The organism is Paraburkholderia sp. RL18-101-BIB-B, from assembly GCF_046026985.1.
Lineage (GTDB): Bacteria > Pseudomonadota > Gammaproteobacteria > Burkholderiales > Burkholderiaceae > Paraburkholderia.
This window is the reverse complement of sequence record NZ_JARESV010000022.1, coordinates 65,724-82,464: the sequence shown is the minus strand read 5'-3', so window position 1 is coordinate 82,464 and position 16,741 is coordinate 65,724. Positions and strand designations below refer to the sequence as shown.

8 protein-coding genes and 1 pseudogene are annotated in these 16,741 nt (G+C 59.9%); 4 read left to right on the top strand and 5 right to left on the bottom strand.

All coding sequences use genetic code 11. The annotated features are described in order from the left end of the window. Positions 1 to 12: 12 nt before the first annotated feature. The 3 genes and pseudogenes from P0D73_RS27265 to P0D73_RS27255 all read right to left on the bottom strand — a co-directional run. Complete coding sequence (locus tag P0D73_RS27265) at positions 13 to 2,202, bottom strand: TonB-dependent receptor (protein WP_408433491.1); 2,190 nt, start codon at positions 2,200 to 2,202, stop codon at positions 13 to 15. Between the two features lie 217 nt (positions 2,203 to 2,419). After that, the gene (locus P0D73_RS27260) at positions 2,420 to 5,209 is read right to left on the bottom strand and encodes a bifunctional YncE family protein/alkaline phosphatase family protein (RefSeq protein ID WP_408433489.1); all 2,790 of its coding nucleotides are present in this window, start codon (positions 5,207 to 5,209) and stop codon (positions 2,420 to 2,422) included. Positions 5,210 to 5,897: 688 nt separating this feature from the next. Beyond that, a pseudogene (locus P0D73_RS27255) lies at positions 5,898 to 6,047 on the bottom strand (IS6 family transposase); the annotation flags it as partial. A 920-nt stretch (positions 6,048 to 6,967) separates the two neighbouring features. Between P0D73_RS27255 and P0D73_RS27250 the strand changes: the two are divergent. Further along, on the top strand, positions 6,968 to 9,007 hold the full coding sequence (locus tag P0D73_RS27250; RefSeq protein ID WP_408316197.1) for an arabinofuranosidase catalytic domain-containing protein: 2,040 nt from the start codon (positions 6,968 to 6,970) through the stop codon (positions 9,005 to 9,007). 400 nt (positions 9,008 to 9,407) lie between these two features. Here P0D73_RS27250 and P0D73_RS27245 read toward each other — a convergent pair whose 3' ends face one another. Continuing rightward, positions 9,408 to 10,652 (bottom strand): MFS transporter, encoded by a 1,245-nt coding sequence (locus tag P0D73_RS27245; protein ID WP_408316195.1) that lies wholly within the window; start codon positions 10,650 to 10,652, stop codon positions 9,408 to 9,410. A gap of 356 nt (positions 10,653 to 11,008) precedes the next feature. Between P0D73_RS27245 and P0D73_RS27240 the strand changes: the two genes are divergently transcribed. Further along, positions 11,009 to 13,183, top strand: coding sequence for an alpha-galactosidase (locus P0D73_RS27240; RefSeq protein WP_408316193.1), 2,175 nt, complete (start codon positions 11,009 to 11,011; stop codon positions 13,181 to 13,183). A 408-nt stretch (positions 13,184 to 13,591) separates the two neighbouring features. On the opposite strand, the gene P0D73_RS27235 is transcribed toward P0D73_RS27240, so the two are convergent. Further along, positions 13,592 to 14,539, bottom strand: coding sequence for a LysR family transcriptional regulator (locus P0D73_RS27235; RefSeq protein WP_408178635.1), 948 nt, complete (start codon positions 14,537 to 14,539; stop codon positions 13,592 to 13,594). A gap of 140 nt (positions 14,540 to 14,679) precedes the next feature. On the opposite strand from P0D73_RS27235, the gene P0D73_RS27230 reads away from it, so the two are divergent. Further along, positions 14,680 to 15,567 (top strand): TauD/TfdA dioxygenase family protein, encoded by an 888-nt coding sequence (locus P0D73_RS27230; RefSeq protein ID WP_408316191.1) that lies wholly within the window; start codon positions 14,680 to 14,682, stop codon positions 15,565 to 15,567. Positions 15,568 to 15,571: 4 nt separating this feature from the next. Further along, complete coding sequence (locus P0D73_RS27225; protein WP_408316189.1) at positions 15,572 to 16,693, top strand: mandelate racemase/muconate lactonizing enzyme family protein; 1,122 nt, start codon at positions 15,572 to 15,574, stop codon at positions 16,691 to 16,693. The last annotated feature ends 48 nt before the right edge of the window (positions 16,694 to 16,741 follow it).

The following is a 16,741-nucleotide window of genomic DNA, read 5'->3' as shown; positions in this document are numbered from 1 at the left end:
GATCGATCCTCCTCAAAAATCCGCATGCAGGGAAACGTAGGCGGCCAACGGCGCGCCAAGGTAGGCGCCGACCACGTTGGTGGCGATGTAGTAGCGCTGGTTGGTGACGTTGTCGATGTTCAGATCGACCCCCCAGTGAGGCTCCGCATAGCCGAACTGCAGGTTCTCGATCAAAGAGGCAGGCGCCCAGTCGTAGCCGTTGGCGAAGCCGTTCGACATCCGGCTCATGTAATTGATGCCGGCACCCGCATGAAAGCCCGCCCTGCCGAAGAGACTGAAGCGATACGTCGTCCACAGGTTCGCCATATAGGCGAGCACGCCCTGCGGGACCGTACCGACTGCGCCAGGAGTGTCTGGGCTATAAGTGATACGCGCGTGCTGCGCGGTGAAATTCGCGTACACGTGCCAGTTCGGTGTGAGATCCGCGTCGAGCGAGGCCTCGGCGCCGCGCGTGCGCTGCGAATCGAACGCGATCTGGTCGTCGCCGAACGGGGTCGCCACGTGTTCCCGCTGCACGTCGAACAGCGCGGTGTTGAGCACGTAGCGCCCGTCGTCGAGCGACCACTTTACGCCTAGCTCGTATTGCAACGCCGATTCCGGCGGGCCGATGGAAAACGCATCGTTCTCCGAGTTGAAATTCGCGAGGTAGCTGCGCGATACGCCGAAATACGGTGTCATCCAGGGCGTGACCTTGTACAGCACGCCGGCGTTCCAGCTGGTCGGCGCATCGTTGCGCGTATACGTATTGCCCTGAACCAGCGTGATGCCGTCGTTGGCGGTACGGTTCGGCTCGCCGGGGAGCGGGTTCAGGGTCAGCGACGTATCGAACCAGTCCTTGCGCACGCCCGCGCGAATCTTGAACTTGTCCGTCACGTCCACCTGATCGGTCGCGTAAATGCTGTAGAAGTTCGCGTACACATGGTCGTTCTGGCACGAGTGAGAGGGCGCGCACTGGAAATGCAGGCTTGCGATGGAGGTTTCCGTCGGAACCGGCGCGAAGATGTCCTCGATGTCCGGAAGGTCTGCCGTCGCCTTCACCGTGTTGAGATCCTGGTTCAGGTATTCGAAGCCCGTCAGCAGCGTATGGTGGATGCTGCCCGTCGAGAATTTCCAGACCGGCTCCAACTGGTAGTCGAGCGTGTTGAGCGAATCGTCCTGATCACGCAACTGGCGGCCGGTGAATGTGTTGCCCTTGACCTTCGCGTGCGTGCTGTCGCCGTTGCTGTAGAAGTCCAGCGTGTGGTGCATGTACGACAAACGATTGTTGATCGTCAGGTAGTCGCTGATGCGCCACTCGTCCGTGAGCGTGGCGCGTACATCGTTGCCGTGTGCGTTCGCGAACGGCGTCGAATATTTGGCGTCGAACGGGACATTGCGGATCGGCGCCCCCTTGTAATAGATCATCCCGTATGAGTCGGGCGTTGCCATATAGTCCTGCGCGTCGATCGAGAACTCGATCTTGTGGTCGCCGATTTTCCATTGCAGATCGGGACGGATTTCCTTGTTCCACGATGCGAGGTCGCGGTAGCCGTCGGAGCGGCCGGCGCCGGCGTCCACGCGATAGTTCAGTCCGTCGATGCCGGTTGGACCGGTGACGTAGCCACTGGCGTTAACGGTACCGAACGAGCCGGCCTGGATATTGCCGCCCCAGTGGAACTGCGCCGACGGCGTGTAGTGGATCAGGTTTATCGCGCCGCCCGGAGGGCCGCTGCCGAGCAGCGCCGACCCCGGTCCTTCGAGCACTTCGATGCGCTCGACGCCCAGCAGCGAATGCGTCGGGCCGTTGACCTGGTCGCCGTCCGAGAAGCCGTCGTCATAGGTCTGCGCCTGCAGGCCGCGGATCATGAAGTGGTCGGTGAAGCCTTTCGAATCGGTACCGCCATAGTTCACGCCGGACACGTTGCCGTTCCGGATCGCTTCCTGCAACGACGTGACGCCTTGTTCGTCGAGAATTCCGCGCGGAATGACCTGCACGCTCATCGGCAGGTCGCCGAGCGCGGTACCCGTCTTGCTGACGCCCGTGACCTGATACGGGTCGTTGACGTTATGGTCGCGCCCGGCCGCGGCCGTCGCAGCGGTGACGGAAATCTCGCCGAGCGTGCTCGCGGGTTGCGTCTGCCGGGTTGGCGTCTGTTGACCTTGTGCTTGCTGAGGCTGTTCCTGTTGAGCTTGTTGAGCCTTCGCCAAATTGGGGAATGACAAAGCGGCAAATAGCGCCGATATGGCAATTGCGGTTCGGGACCTGGATACGTTCGTTGGCTTCACGCGGTGCTGGCTATTGTTGGAGACGGTAGTGAGAAGGTCGGCGGGTGGCCGTCCGTTGGGACAGCGACCCGCCGTGACTGGCTACTTCGGATCTCGCGCATCAGGCAGTGCAAGGCCGCCCGATGCACTGGAACCGGACCACGCGACGACCTGCTTAATCGTCGTCGTCGTCGACAGCGGCGACCGACTTCGAACCGTCGGCTGCGGCCTTCGAGTAGATCGAGTGCGGGACGGGATACGGCTTGTCACCCATCACGCCCTTCCACTGCACGCGATTGAACAGATCCGGCGGAATACGATCTTCTTTGGAGAAGTCGAAGTCCTTCGTCGCGTTCGCCCAGTACGTCGCGTCATGCAGCGGATGAATGTCCTCGCCTTGGGCAAACTGGTTGCCGTCGGTGCCGCTCGCCACGTTGCCCACGTTCGTGTTTTTCAGAATCGTCGAAGCGACCGCCGTGTAGGTCCACGAACCGTCCGACTTCGTGTCGAAGAGGTCGGACATCGGACGCGCGTACGCCGTGTTCAGGTCGATATGCTGGGTACCGAGCAGGTCTTCCATGGTACGGAGCGCGTTGACCTGGCTGTAGGCGGTGCTGACGACGGCGTGCTTCTTCACGTACGCACCGACGACGTAAGCGGGCGAGCGGTGCGAGTCGACGTGATCGGAACCGGCTTGCGAGTCATCCTCGACCACCACGATCAGCGTGTCCCGCGCATACGGGCTGTGCGCGACGGTTTCGACCAGCTTGCCAACTGCGAAGTCGTTATCGGCTTCTTCCTGCTCAGCCGAACCCATCTGGCCGACGTTCTGGGCAAAGCTGCCGGTGTGGTCGGAGCCCATGCGGACGACTTCAAACGACGGGAGCTGGCCGTTCGCGACGTACTGCTGGAACTCGCGGTTCCATTCGAGTTCGCGGAAGGTGTCGGGATAGGCCTGGTCGAAGCCGCGGTAGTACTGGTCCGTCAGGTTGACGAGCGAAGGCTTGAGCGGATGAGCCTGGACGATGTTGGCACCAGCCGGATTGAGCAGCGGGTTGGCGATCGTGCCGATCGAGCCAACGTTGTTGACCATGCCGCCGTAGTTGCGGACCGCACCGCCTGCTTGCAGAACCGCGTCGTAGATGCTCGCTTTCTGGTAGCCGAACGGCGCATCCGGCACCGACACGTCGGCGCTGCCCGGTAGCGCGTTGGCCGCGCCGCCCGGCAGCGACGACGTGGCGCTTGTGAAGCTGCCATTCGTGGCGAAGTCGCGCATGGCGGTGGTGGGGAGGCCAACCGGCAGACCGCGGTTGTCGCCTTCGGATTCATACGCCATGCCGCGGCTGACGCCGGCGTAGTTCTCCTGCTGCGAAACTTCCTCGGTCGGCGTGACGTGTGCGTGCTGCACCCACGACCAGCCGTCCATCGAACCGTCGCCGGGATCGGTGAAGTTGTCGAGCGTGACGAAGTTGCTGGCGATGTTGTGGAAGTTCGGCGTGGTGGCCTTGCCGTACATCGTCAGCGTCGGATCGCCGTTCGAGCCGTTGCCGAGGTCGCCGAGGATCTGGTCGAACGTGCGGTTTTCCTTCACGACGTAGATCACGTGCCTGATACGAGCGCGCAAGAAGTGCATCGTCTCGCGATCGCTATCCGACTCCTTCTCCGAGTAGTGGTTATTTTCGTCCACCTGGGTGGTCAGCTGGGCGAGCACATCGCCCGTCGGGACCGGAGCACTGACGAGACTGCTCTGTTCCAGGCCGAACTGGTACTGGGCCGTGGTACCCGAGGTATAGAGAGGGTTCGGGCCCGTGACCGACTTGCCGTTGATGAGGTACATCTGCGAGCCATCGGCGCTCAGCGTGATGTCCTTCGGCGCATAGGCGGTCGGGATCAGACCGTTGACGTGGTAGCCGTTCTCGCCGGTGAGCGAGATCACAGCGATCGAGTTGTCGCCGTTGTTGACCGCATACAGGGTCTTGCCGTTCTTCGAAACGGTCACGTTGACCGTATCGCGGCCGCTGTATTTCTTGTTATTGCCGCTACCCCGGTCGTTGCCGTCACCATTCTGGCTGGCGATGTCGATCGTTTTCTCAACCCTGTGGCTGGCGGTATCGATGACGGCGACCTGGTCGGTGTTCGATACGGCGACGTAGAGCTTAGACTGATCGGGCGAGAAGGCCATGCCGTATGCATTGCCCTTCACCGGGATGCGCGTGATGAATTGCGGCGCGGCCGGGTTCGCCAGGTTCAGCACCACGACTTCACGGTCACGCACCGACGAGATGAACGCGGTCCCGTCGGCCTTCAGCGAAACCGCCCACGGGTATTCGCCACCGGCGACACCCTGCTGGCCCGACGTGTTGAACGGACGCAGGTCGTATTCGGAAACGAGCGTGTTCGAGCCCGTATCGATGATGGAGATTGAGTCGTTGTAGTTGTTGACAACGACCAGGTTCCGGCCGTCAGCGGAGACAGCGAGGCCGCCAGCGTTCGGCTTGACGCCCGAACCGATACCCGTCGTGTGGTTCAGTGCGATGGCCGCGGTCTGGGACCATTGCGCCGACGGGGCAGCCGAAGCGCGGTTGTACACATAGACCTTGTCGTCGGCGCCGCCGGTGCCGTACAGGGTCTGGTTGCCGTTCCAGGCGAGACCGTCGAACGCGTTGTTCTGGTGAATGACTTGCGCCAGCATCGGGTGGGCCTTGTTCGCGCCCGACACGTCATAGATGAAGATGTACTGGGTCGAGTCAGCCTTGTCCAGCGTGCTGTTGTTGGCGCCCGTGTAGACGGTGTTGTAGCCAGCGGTGATCACGGCCAACGTGTTGCCGTCCGGGCTGAGCTGCGACTTGATGGCACCGCTGACCACTTGGGTCGACTTGGCCGAAAGCTGCGGATTCAGCAATTGCTGGACGGCGCCCGGAATGGCTCTCGGGGAGATGAACTGGCCGGTCGGCAACAGTTCCATATTGCTTTGAGGTGCTGCGCTTACTTGAAGGGTTGGGAAGAGTATAGAGCCGGTAAGTAATCCTAATGTAATGCTAGACTGAACCAGTCTGCATTTTTTCATTTCATATCTCCAGAAAACAAACAGAATTGAAATCTCTGCTCCTGAACTGAACGTCTCAGATCTGTTCTGTTACCCCTGATCTAAAATTGGAGCTGCTTGTGCTGAGCGTTTCTGAGCCTCAGCCAGAAAAATCTATCGTTTGCATATGTCAGAGACGTGAATCAAGACGTGGCGAAAAAAAATGCGGATCGACGGGTTGTATAAGCAAATTGTTATTCGGATTTCCGAAATTTGTGCCTTTATAAAAAAGCCTCTCGATGTATGCACTTTTTTCCGAAAACTAAAGACCCACTCATTCGCTTTACTCAAAAAATTACCGGAGATTGAAAATACTTCGCAGTCTGCACTATGCGTAAATAGAGTGATTTTCTTTCTCACAACTGGCTGCCAGTTTTTGCGAGTCATCGAGCGGATCTTTTCGGGCACGGTACATAAACTGGTTTCGTCGCAATAAGGACGGTTGGGCGAAGCCAGCGGGTGAATTGCGCTGGTTTATGAAACCAGGGAGTAGAATTGCTGTGCGACGGACAAGCGAATGCCTTTGTGGCATGTCATCTGCCCTTGGCGATCATGTCAGCGATGTAGAGCGGATGCGCCGGGCGATACCCAGGCCGAACTTCACCGACCAGCTTCGCACCGTTTCATAGATAAGGTCAATGCCGCAAGCTGCCAGCAACTCCTCAACCATACGCAGGCTCAACTGAAAACGGTAGTACAGCCACACCGCATAACTGATCGCGTCGGGCGGAAATCGCTAGCCGGCATAGACATAGCGTCGTTGGCAGGTGCGCTGTGTTGGAGAGCAGTCCGTTTCATACCCGCAATTGTCGCTGCATTTCCGCCAACATCCCAGCAACGTGACAGTATCCGCGCAAGACAAGCGGCAGGCGCGCATACAGGTTTTAAAGTGTGGGAAACCGTGACCGGCAACGCGACGTTGGATCGCCTTGCCGCACAAATCAGGAATGCTGATGTTCAAAGTCTTCGCCCGCTCGACCATCAACAACGTGACAGTACACGCGCCGCGCGGTGGTTATGTGTTATTGAACGTTACAAATTGATTAAAGCGAACGTTTTTTGTTGACCGACAACTTTAAGAATAATTGCGTTGCGATGCTGCATCGCTTCTCTTGATAGAAAATTGCATTTACAGCCGACCCTGCTTCATCAGCATCCGCTAGCACGGCCGCGCACGACGTACCCTGACGTGTAAGCCGGGAAAACCAGCGCTGCGCATGGGACACGATGGCACCACGGAAGCGGGCGCGAGTGAGTTGGACGACGCCAAACCATTCAATTATGAAAGGTTCTTTATTAGCAATAATATTGACACAGGACCCTGTTATGCCCATTGCAAATCAGGATTCAACGGGCGGATAGCTTGAATTGCGGCGCTGCAGCTAGGGGATTATCCTGAGATGGTGAGGCAATATTGTTGACTAATATTATTAATAGTTGAGATCGCTGGCGCCTGGCCGGCATCGTGCTCCCTCTGCCTGGCGAGTCGCGTCACGCAGCAGAACATTCTCCAAATCGCCGGGAACGAGTGACGGTTCCGCACACTATCTGCTTGATCGGTGATGATTCGCTGCAAATCAGTTTGCATAACTAAGTTTATGAAGTCTAACCCGAAGCGCGGTTTGATAGGAGGAGGTCATGATGTCCAGAGGAGTTGGATTGATTTCTGTTTTGCTGGCGGCGACTGTTGCACTCGCTGCATGCAATGGAGACAGCGCCGGCACATCTGCGGCGCAAGGCGTGGCGAACACGAGTGCGTCACCGACGTCATCAGCGAACATTGCATCGCAGCCAGATAGCAGTGCAGTAACGGAAGCGGCGAATGCGCTTCCGTTACCTTGCGACACTGCCGCAGCGGCCAACACACCGTGTTCCGCGGCTCACAGCGTGACACGCTTACTGACAAGGAGTTATAGAGGCCCGTTGTTCCAGCTTCAACGGGCCTCTGACAATGCAAAGCAGGACATCTACCCTTATACGTCGAGCACCTTGCCGAACGGCGGCGATCGGCAGCAAATCGGTTCGGCCAATGTCAGAAGCGCAAACGCGTTCTGCAACGATACGTCCTGCGCCGTCTCATACATTTACGATCAGATCGACTCAGTTGCGGCCCTCAAGGGAGGCGCGTTTGGTAACGTGCCCGCCGTTCTCACACTCAATCAGGACGGCACAGAATCACTGACCCTTGCGAGTAGCGCTTCAGGATCGAAGAAGACGACGACCGTACCGGTCATCAACGGCTTTGCGACGATCACGCTCCCAGGAACGGGTGGGACACTGACTGTGCAGTTGTCGCAGCCACCCACCGCGCTGACCGCGCAGTCGCCCACTTTGCAGGTATCGATCGGTAACGATTTGCCGGCGCACGGCACACCGGCGAAGCTGGGTTTCGTACCGCTCGAAGGCGCGCAGATTCCAGCGCTGAATACGTTGGGGGGACAAGCCTATCGGAACCGGTTCGGCACAGTGAACCAGTCGATCGGCGATACCGAGATCGCCGAGTATATGGTGGCCGGCGCACATTACAGCCAGTCCTCTACGTGTTGCGGCACGTACGGAAACATGGAGAACAGCGCTAACCCCAGCACCTTTGCTCATGGCGAAATCGAGGGCGAGATGTTTGCGCTGGCGTTCTCAAACGGCAACGCAGCGGTGTTCGGCTATTGTGATGGTGATTCGAATCAGCCACCCAATGCGAAGGATCCGGTATGTAACGGACTGGATACCAACTGGCCGGGCGTCGATGCCGAGGCGGGGGTCTATCTGTACGGCCCACAGCAGCCCAAGAATGAAAAGTTTGTCACGGTACTTTCCAAGTATTCGCCGGTGAACGCATCGAATATTTTCGTCGTCAAGGGCGGTTCTGCTTCGCAGAGCGTGCTCACCCCGCTCTTTGATCAGGCTCCGCCAGAAGCCCTTAACTTTGGCGGCGATGCGGGCCATGCCTTCAACGGACAATGGCAAGGCGGTCTTTCACTTGGTGAAGGGGGCGACGGCAGCGCTGCGCCGATTCAGTTCTTCGAAGGCGCGATCATCACCAAGGCGACATCCGACGTGACGGACAACGGGATCCAGTCCAGCATTGCGAGCTTCTACGGGCCGCCGGCCAATAAGACTTCGGCCGCCTGCTACGCGAACAATCTGGTGAATTCGCCGCTGAGTCTTGCAATGCCAGATGCATGGAGCCAGCAAAATGGCGGCACGGCTGTGCCTGCGACTGATATCAGCGGGAACAGCAAGCATGCGGCGACGGTCATCGGTACGAATGGCTCGTCGGTTGCGAATATCCGCGAAATCATCCGGGTTCAGGGCGGCCAAACCTACAGTTTCACGGACTACGTTATGGCTACCTCCAACGCGACGGTCTTTCCTGGCGGATCGATCCAGACCGATGACTCGAGCGGCACGGAATTCGGGTGGGTGGTCAACACGAATACGGGGCAGGTCGTGAGGGGAACATGGGGCGCCGGACAAGCGACCTCGCTGAGCGCGGTGCGAGCGGGCAAGTGGTGGAAAGTGACGATGACCTTCACCGCGCCTGCGGGATCGAATAACGCATCTGTCTTTATCGATCCGCCCACGTCGAGCGCCGCTGGAAACCGATCGCAGCAAGCGGCATTTCTCAGCGCAACGCATTATTGCCCAAGCCTGGCAATTCAGACTGCTTCAGGAATGTAGCGTTCGAAGTGTGCGAACGGTGGCGTCCAGCGCATGGGCGCCACCACGTTGGTCGACGACGCACTGGACAGCGGTGACGTTCGCACACCGATGGCCGCGAATGTCAGGTCTCACTGTCAGCGAATGAGCGCTCCCAACCCAACTCAGACGTTCCTGTCCTCGCAATCAACGGCCGGTTCTCGATCGGAATCGGACGCTGCATCTGTGCTCGAGCGCGTGTGCGAACTGGCCGGCAAGGGGAACGCCTTCAAACTTGCCTGGGGTACTCAACGCGCTGGCGACACAAATGGAGCCAAACGCGCAAGTACTGCGTGCCGCGCCATATATCCGCAGAGCAGCCCGCGCCGTCGAAGGACTGCCTTAACGGGACGGTGAAGCGTGCGAAGGGACTGGCCGGAAATCAATACACCTTGAAGCTTTCGGTGCTTGCCATCAATGCCAGTCCAATAACTGCTATACCCGCGAAGAGCGCTGGCAGCAGAAAGACATGGGGAAGGCCCAGGAATGCGACCCCGAAACCGCTCGCGATGCCTCCCAACGCCGAGGCGAGGGCCGTCGAGCTCATGAAGATTGCCGACGCCGTCGCTACCGCGTTGGGAAGCAGGCGTTGAGCGACGATGATGCCCAGAACCATAAATATGCCCCAAACACCACCCATGAGGATCTGTCCGGCGAACATGCCCGCTGCAGACGACCAGAGCGCAAAGCAAAGATTGGCAAACACCCCCATGGCGGCCGCGATACACATCAACCACACGTTGCCAAGCTTGCGGCCCAGCCCGATGCTGAAAGGCATGATGAGCAGCTCGATGAATGGCTGTGTCCCGATGACCGTTCCTCGTACAGCCGGGCCTAGCTTGAGGTGTTCTTCCATGTAGATCAGCAGGAATCCGTACTTCACTGGCTCCCCTGCGTAGAGCATGACGAAGAGTCCTGTGAACGTCAGCAGTGGAAGCGTGGCACGTAGGCTGGAGTGACGCGCGGGCTCGCTCGCCGACGCCGGCTTGATCTTGACGGTTGGGTTCAGCGTTCCGAGAGGTGCGATCTGTAAAAGCATGCAGATGGCGGTCATCCAAAGCATGGGGCGCAGGCCATAGGCAGCCGCCACCCACGCTCCCAGCACAGGCCCGACGATCCATCCGCCGGTAAGCGCCATACGGATAATGGCAACGACACTTTCATTTGCGTCGTCGGGCTTGTCGCTGAGTTCATCGTGGACAGCCGCAAAAATTTGCGAGGCGGTAGCACCGGAAACGGCCAGCAAAGCGACCGAAATGATGAAGGGTATCCAGACCGAAGTAGAGACGGCCAGCCCCGCCCAGCCCACAAAGCCCGCCACAGCACACATGCGAAAAAGACCGAGGCGATTCCCTGTGTGATCAGAGTAGCGGCCGACGAAATACCCCGCGACTGGAGCTGCAAGGCTGGTCAGGTAATAGAATCCCGCCAACGGCAGCGAGGCGCCGAGTTCCTTCACCAGGAACAGAACGATCTGTGGTGCAGCCGCCGACGCGCCGAGACCCGACAAAAACATCGCAATGGTTGCGCCGAGAAAAAGCCTCGAAGCTGCAACTTGACGCAATGCAGATTTACTACCGGTTCGGTCAGACATCGTGACAGATTGACTACCGCGTTGGTCAGACATTGTGAAACGCCCCCCGGTTATGTTCCTGAACTTGCTCGGCAGCGACGGTCCGTGCGGCCCGCACACTGGAGACTATCGCGACCGCTTCTCGATTGCTATAGCCAGGTCGAACTGGTCACTTCCGCATTTGCCGAAACGACGGACTGAGGCTTGAAACTGCAAACGCTTCGGCAGTCCGTGTACTCGTTTATAGCGGTCATTCGATTTTATCTTCTACGCATAAATTTCTGTAACCCTAAATATTCCCACGTGCTGGGATAACAAAAAAGTTTTTGGAGTTCCTGAGCGGACCTGAATATAGTCACTCCCGAAAACAGCCCTGCCGCAAGAGTCAAGCGTTCAACCAGGAGACAGACATGAACCTGCTCGTGTACAGACGTTGTGCCGTTTCGCTGTTAACCGCATTAACCGTGAGTGTGTCGCTGGGCTTGTCGGGTTGTGGCGGCGATGCGCCGGGCGGTAGCGGCGCCGTCGCCTCGGCGAAGAGTCAACAAGCCACGGCGGCCTCTGCCGCGCAAAGCGAATCCGCGGCGCAGCAAAGCCGCCGCCCCTCGCGTCAAATCGCCGTGGTGCCGCCGCCAATGGGATGGTCGTCATGGAATAGCCTTGCGGAGAACGTGAATTACAACACGATCAAGGCCGAAGCCGATGGCCTTTCCGCACTGAATGCGCAGCTAAAATCCGGCGCGCAATACGAGTACGTGAACACCGATGAAGGCTGGTGGACCTCAGGGGCGAGGGATGCCAACGGCAACTTCGTCATCGACAACACCCAATGGCCGGGCGGCATGCAGGCCATCGCGCAATACATCCACAGCAAGGGACTGAAAGCGGGCATCTACATCGACGCCGGCCCGCAGGGTTGCGGCACGCGAACCAACGGCACGCATTTCGTCGGTAGCGACTTCGCGCACTACGATCACGACTTCCTGCAATTCGCGCAGTGGGGATTCGACTTCGTGAAGGTCGACTTCTGCGGGGGCGGCGCAGCCGGCTATGATCCGCAACAAGCCTATACGGCCATCGCCGATGCGATCGACAAGGCATACGTGCAGACCGGCCACCGCGTGACGCTCAGCATCTGCGACTGGGGAACCATCGCCAGCAACAGCACGTACCCCGACTTCAACGAGGGACCGTGGGCGTGGGCCGCCGGGGTTGGCGGGATGTGGAGAACGACGGGCGACATCTATGGGCCGAACAGCGGCGCGCCGAACTTCGGCAGCGTGACCGGCAACTTTCTTGGCAACTATCACCCCGAGGCCCAGCACACTGGCTTCTACAACGACCCCGACATGATGGTGGTCGGTATGGGCATGACGGCGGTTCACGATCAGGCGCACATGAGCCTGTGGGCGATCGCCGGCGCACCGCTGATTCTCGGCGCCGACCTGTCGAAGCCGCTGACCGTAGATACCACGCAGTTGACGACCAACACCGACGTCATTGCGGTCGACCAGGACCCGCTTGGCACACAAGGTGTAAAGGTCGCACAATCCGGCGCACAGCAGGTGTGGGCGAAGCTTCTCGCCGGCCAGGGACAGCGTGCTGTCGTGCTGTTCAACAACGGCACGACGGACGCGCCGATGACGATCACGTGGCAGCAACTCGGCTTGGTGCCAAACGCGCGTGCGATGGTGCGTGATCTGTGGGCCGGCAAGCAACTCGGCTCGTTTGTCACTTCGTATACGGCGCCCACGGTACCCGCGGGCGGCGCCGTGATGCTCTCGGTAAGCGGACAGGACGTCGCCGCGAAGACCTACCAGCCGACTTCACTTGGCGGTGGTGCATCGTATACGCACTGCCCGGACTGCGACGGCGGCAGGATCGTTCGGGGACTTGGCACGGTAACCTTCGGCAACGTCGCATCAACCGGCACCGGCGGCTACGTTGAGATTGCATATGCGAACCGCTCTCGCGACACGTTGACCGCACAGCTTTCGACGAACGGCGGCCAGACGACCACAGTGGCATTTCCGCCGACCGGCGGCGAAGGGCGAGTTGGCACGGTCACGGTCTATGTGCCGCTGCAGCCCGGGGGTAACTCGCTGACGCTGTCGAGCGCGGACAGCACCGCGCCTGCGCCCGATATTGGCACAGTGTCTGTCGTCGCCGGCCCGGTGACGCTTCCGCCGTTCAAGGCCGCCTACGAGGCAGAAGCGTCGAGCAGCGTACTCGCCGGTGGCGCGCGTATTTCGGCATGCGGCGTTTGTTCGGGCGGCTCGGACGTCGGCTATGTTGGCAACGGCGGGACGTTGACGATCAACAACATTAGTGTTCCCGCGGACGGCACCTACACCGTGTTGGTGGGTTATGCGAACGGCGACTCGGCGCCGCGCTCCGCGGACATCAGCTTTAACGGATCAACGCCTGTCACTGTGTCGTTTCCGCCGAGCGGTGGGTGGAGCACCATCTCGACTCTCGCTGTGACGGGCACATTCAAGTCGGGCAACGCGAACGCGCTGATCTTCTCGAACCCTTCGGGTTGGGCACCGGACATCGATGGCGTCGGCGCGCCGGCAGCGCAGTAGCTTCAGTTGAAAGACCTGCGCCGCCGCGTCCTGCGGCGGCGCAAACGTCAAACCAGGGAGACGCGCAACGTTGGGTGCGCTATGTGTGAGGCCGCAGCGGGCGTCGCCAGGGGGCGAGCTTGCCGCTCACTCTTCGGTGCGGTCGATAGCCGCAGCGCGAATCGTGTCTGCTGTTCCAGTTGGCGTCCGTATGGGGCCGAAACTGCCGGATGTCCAACGGTGTGATGCTGAACGTCCGTAGGCCGGCCCATCGCGGCCTTTCGCTTTCGTGTACTACCTCTCACGATAGCGATTTTCAAGGCATGCGGAATACAAGATGCGTCGCCGGCGGCAGCGCGGGGACGATCAGATTGCTGTTCGCTGTTTCAAAGGACGATACGTCCCATCACGGAAGCAATCGAGCACCACTCAGCCCAAAGCCAACTCGCCCGCCGTTTCCTGCAGCAGCTTGCGAAAGCGCTTCAACACGGGTTCTTCGCGCGCCGTTAACCGCGAGCCCAGCATGATCGGGCTCGATGGCAACGCGCTCTCGATCTCCAGAATGCTCAGCATGCCGAAGCGCATGTAGCGCCGGGCGATCGACTCCGGCGCGATCGACAGGAGCCGCGTGTGTGCCACCACTTCGATATTCGACTCGAACGAGCGTGTCTCGAGCACTGGCTCGATCGGCGGCAGACGACGTCGCGTCCAGAATAGATCGAAGGCGATACGCGAGGTCGTGTCGGCATGCGGGAGCGTCCAGTCGAGCGCAGCCAGGTCGGCAAGCCGCAGCGGCCGCGCGGATAGCACAGGATGGTGGTTTGAACAGACGATTACGGTGCGCTCCGCATATAGACGTTCGATCTTCACCTCGTCGCTCTTCACCGTGCTGGCGCAGCGCAGGATCGCGAAATCGAGTTCGCCTGCCTCCAGTAGTTCAAACAGCATAGTCGAGCTGCCCTCGATCACCTTACAGCGGAATGCCGTGTCGTCGGTGCCAGCTGGATCGTCTGCGTGCGTCCCTGCGTACATCCGCGCATAGAGCGGCGGGATCAGCGTATGCATTGCGCGGGGTATGCAACCGAGCCGGACCGGCAACCGCGCGGACGCGGCGCTCGCGCTCAGCCGGTCCATCGCGCGCATCACGGAGCGCGCTTGCGCGAGCACGGTTTCGCCGAGCAACGTGGGCTGGCTTCCTTGGCTCGACCGTTCGAAGAGTCGTGTTCCCAGCCGGCTTTCCGCATCGGCGAGCAACCGTGAGAGCACCGGTTGCGCAACGCCAAGACTGCGCGCAGCGCGATGTACCGAGCCACCATCACCGATGGCGATCAGGGCTTCGATATGACTTCGTTGCAGTGCCGCAGGAGATCGCTTCATGACATCACCATCCGAGGGTTGATGAGGAGATATGAAAAAGGTATCACGTGATGCCTTGAATATCTCATTTACGCTATTACAGGTACTGACTATATTGATCTGCATTCGAAAGGCAACCGTAGAAAAAGGAGTGCAAATCCATGGCTCATTTCACTGTGACTCCGCTCGGCGATGCGCTCGGGGCCGAAATCTCCGGCGTCGATCTGTCGGCACCGCTGGCGGCAGATGTGATCGACAGAATCAAACAGGCATGGGCTGACCATCTGGTTCTCCGGTTTCGCGGTCGGATCTTGACCGATCCACAACTGCTCGCATTTACACGTCATTTCGGCGAGCTCGATCCACCGGGGCCGAATCCTTACGGCAAGCCGTTTCTGTCCGAATTTCCCGAGATCAACGTTATCTCCAACATCAAGAAGGACGGCGTCCCGATGGGCAACCTCGGTGACGGCGAAGCGGTATGGCACTGCGACATGACGTACATCGAATCGCCGCCCCGTGGCGCGCTGCTCCATGCGCTGCAGATCCCACCCGAAGGCGGCGACACGTTCTGGTCGAACATGTATCTCGCGTGGGACGCGCTGCCGGACGCGATGAAAATGCAGATCGACGGCAAGCGCGCGATTCACGACGCCACGTACAACAGCGCAGGGATGATGCGCAAGGGCATGCAGGAAGTGACCGATCCGCGCAAGGCGCCCGGCGCGCATCATCCGCTCGTGATCCGTCATCCTGAAACGCAGCGTCCGGCACTGTTTCTTGGGCGGCGGCGCAACAGCTATATCGTCGGCATGGATCTCGACGCGAGCAATGCCCTGCTCGATACGCTCTGGGCACACGCGACGCAGCCAGCGTTCACGTTCCGCCAGGTCTGGCAGGAGGGCGATCTGATTATGTGGGACAACCGCTGCACGCTGCATCGACGCGATTCGTTCGATCCTTCAGCGTCGCGATTGATGCACCGTACGCAGATCAAGGGCGGTAAAGTTGCGCCCTATGAGCCGGCCAATCTCACAGTAGCATCCTGATCATATGGACGAACTTTATCTGCCCATCAAGAGCGTCGACGTGTTCGGCGTCGCTGTACCGCTCGTCGGCGCTGGGTTCAAGAATGCCTATACGACCAAGACGACGCAAAAAAGCGCGATCGTGCGTCTTACGGCCGAAGACGGCTCTATTGGTCTCGGCAATATCGATCCGTCGCCAGGATATTCGGTTGAGACCGTCGAGGAGTCGCTTACGGTCATCCGGCGAGCGCTGGCGCCATGCGTCAAAGGCATGAATGCCGGTAACCCGCATCGCCTGATCGATGCGATGGATCGCACAATCGACGCGTATCTGGACGCCAAAGCGGCCATCGAAATGGCCGCAGTCGATCTTCTGGCGCGGCATCTGGGCATCCCCGCGCATCAATACCTGGGCGGTGCTGTGAAGGACACGGTCAGCTTCAATGCGTGGGTCGGTATCGTGTCGCCGGGTGAGGCAGCCGCCGAGGCGCGGAAATGGTTCGATGGTGGTTTCCGCTCGGCCAAGATCAAGGTGGGCGGCGGCATTCACGCCGATCGCGACCGCCTGATGGCCGTGCGTGCAGCTGTGGGTTCCGGGATGGCGCTGCGAGCGGATGCCAACGCGGGATATAGCGTGGAAGACGCGATCGCTCTCGGGCGACTGCTCGAGCCGGTGGGTTTGCAACTGCTCGAACAGCCGGTGGCTGCGGAAGATCTCGCCGGCATGGCGAAAGTGCGGCAGGCGGTCGGCATGCCGGTGATGGCCGACGAGTCGATCACCGACTATCGCAGCCTGATCGACGTAATCCGCGCTGACTGCGCCGACATCGTCAAGCTCAAGGTGATGAAGCAAGGCGGCTTGCTACGCTGCCGCCGGATGCTGGAAACCGCGACGGCAGCCGGTATGCCCGTAGTGATCGGCCACGGCTTCGGGCTCGGAATCAATACGACTGCCGAAATAATGCTCGCATGCACCAGCGACAACGTGCTCGACGGGCTGGAATGTGTGGGTCCGCTAAAAACAGCGGACGACATCGTGACCGCCAAGCTCGATCTGACGCGCGGCCACCTTGCGGTGCCACAAGGGCCGGGGCTTGGCGTGACGCTGGATGACGAGAAAGTGCGGCGCTATCTGTTCGACGCGTGACCGACGTGATACATGCACGGGCGTCAGACGCACCGCGCGCCGGATAAA

Excerpts from the sequence above, each read along its gene's own strand:
- P0D73_RS27260 (WP_408433489.1), bottom strand. The coding sequence starts at position 5,209 with ATGGAACTGTTGCCGACCGGCCAGTTCATCTCCCCGAGAGCCATTCCG.
- P0D73_RS27250 (WP_408316197.1), top strand. The coding sequence starts at position 6,968 with ATGATGTCCAGAGGAGTTGGATTGATTTCTGTTTTGCTGGCGGCGACT.
- P0D73_RS27245 (WP_408316195.1), bottom strand. The coding sequence starts at position 10,652 with ATGTCTGACCAACGCGGTAGTCAATCTGTCACGATGTCTGACCGAACC.
- P0D73_RS27240 (WP_408316193.1), top strand. The coding sequence starts at position 11,009 with ATGAACCTGCTCGTGTACAGACGTTGTGCCGTTTCGCTGTTAACCGCA.
- P0D73_RS27235 (WP_408178635.1), bottom strand. The coding sequence starts at position 14,539 with ATGAAGCGATCTCCTGCGGCACTGCAACGAAGTCATATCGAAGCCCTG.
- P0D73_RS27230 (WP_408316191.1), top strand. The coding sequence starts at position 14,680 with ATGGCTCATTTCACTGTGACTCCGCTCGGCGATGCGCTCGGGGCCGAA.
- P0D73_RS27225 (WP_408316189.1), top strand. The coding sequence starts at position 15,572 with ATGGACGAACTTTATCTGCCCATCAAGAGCGTCGACGTGTTCGGCGTC.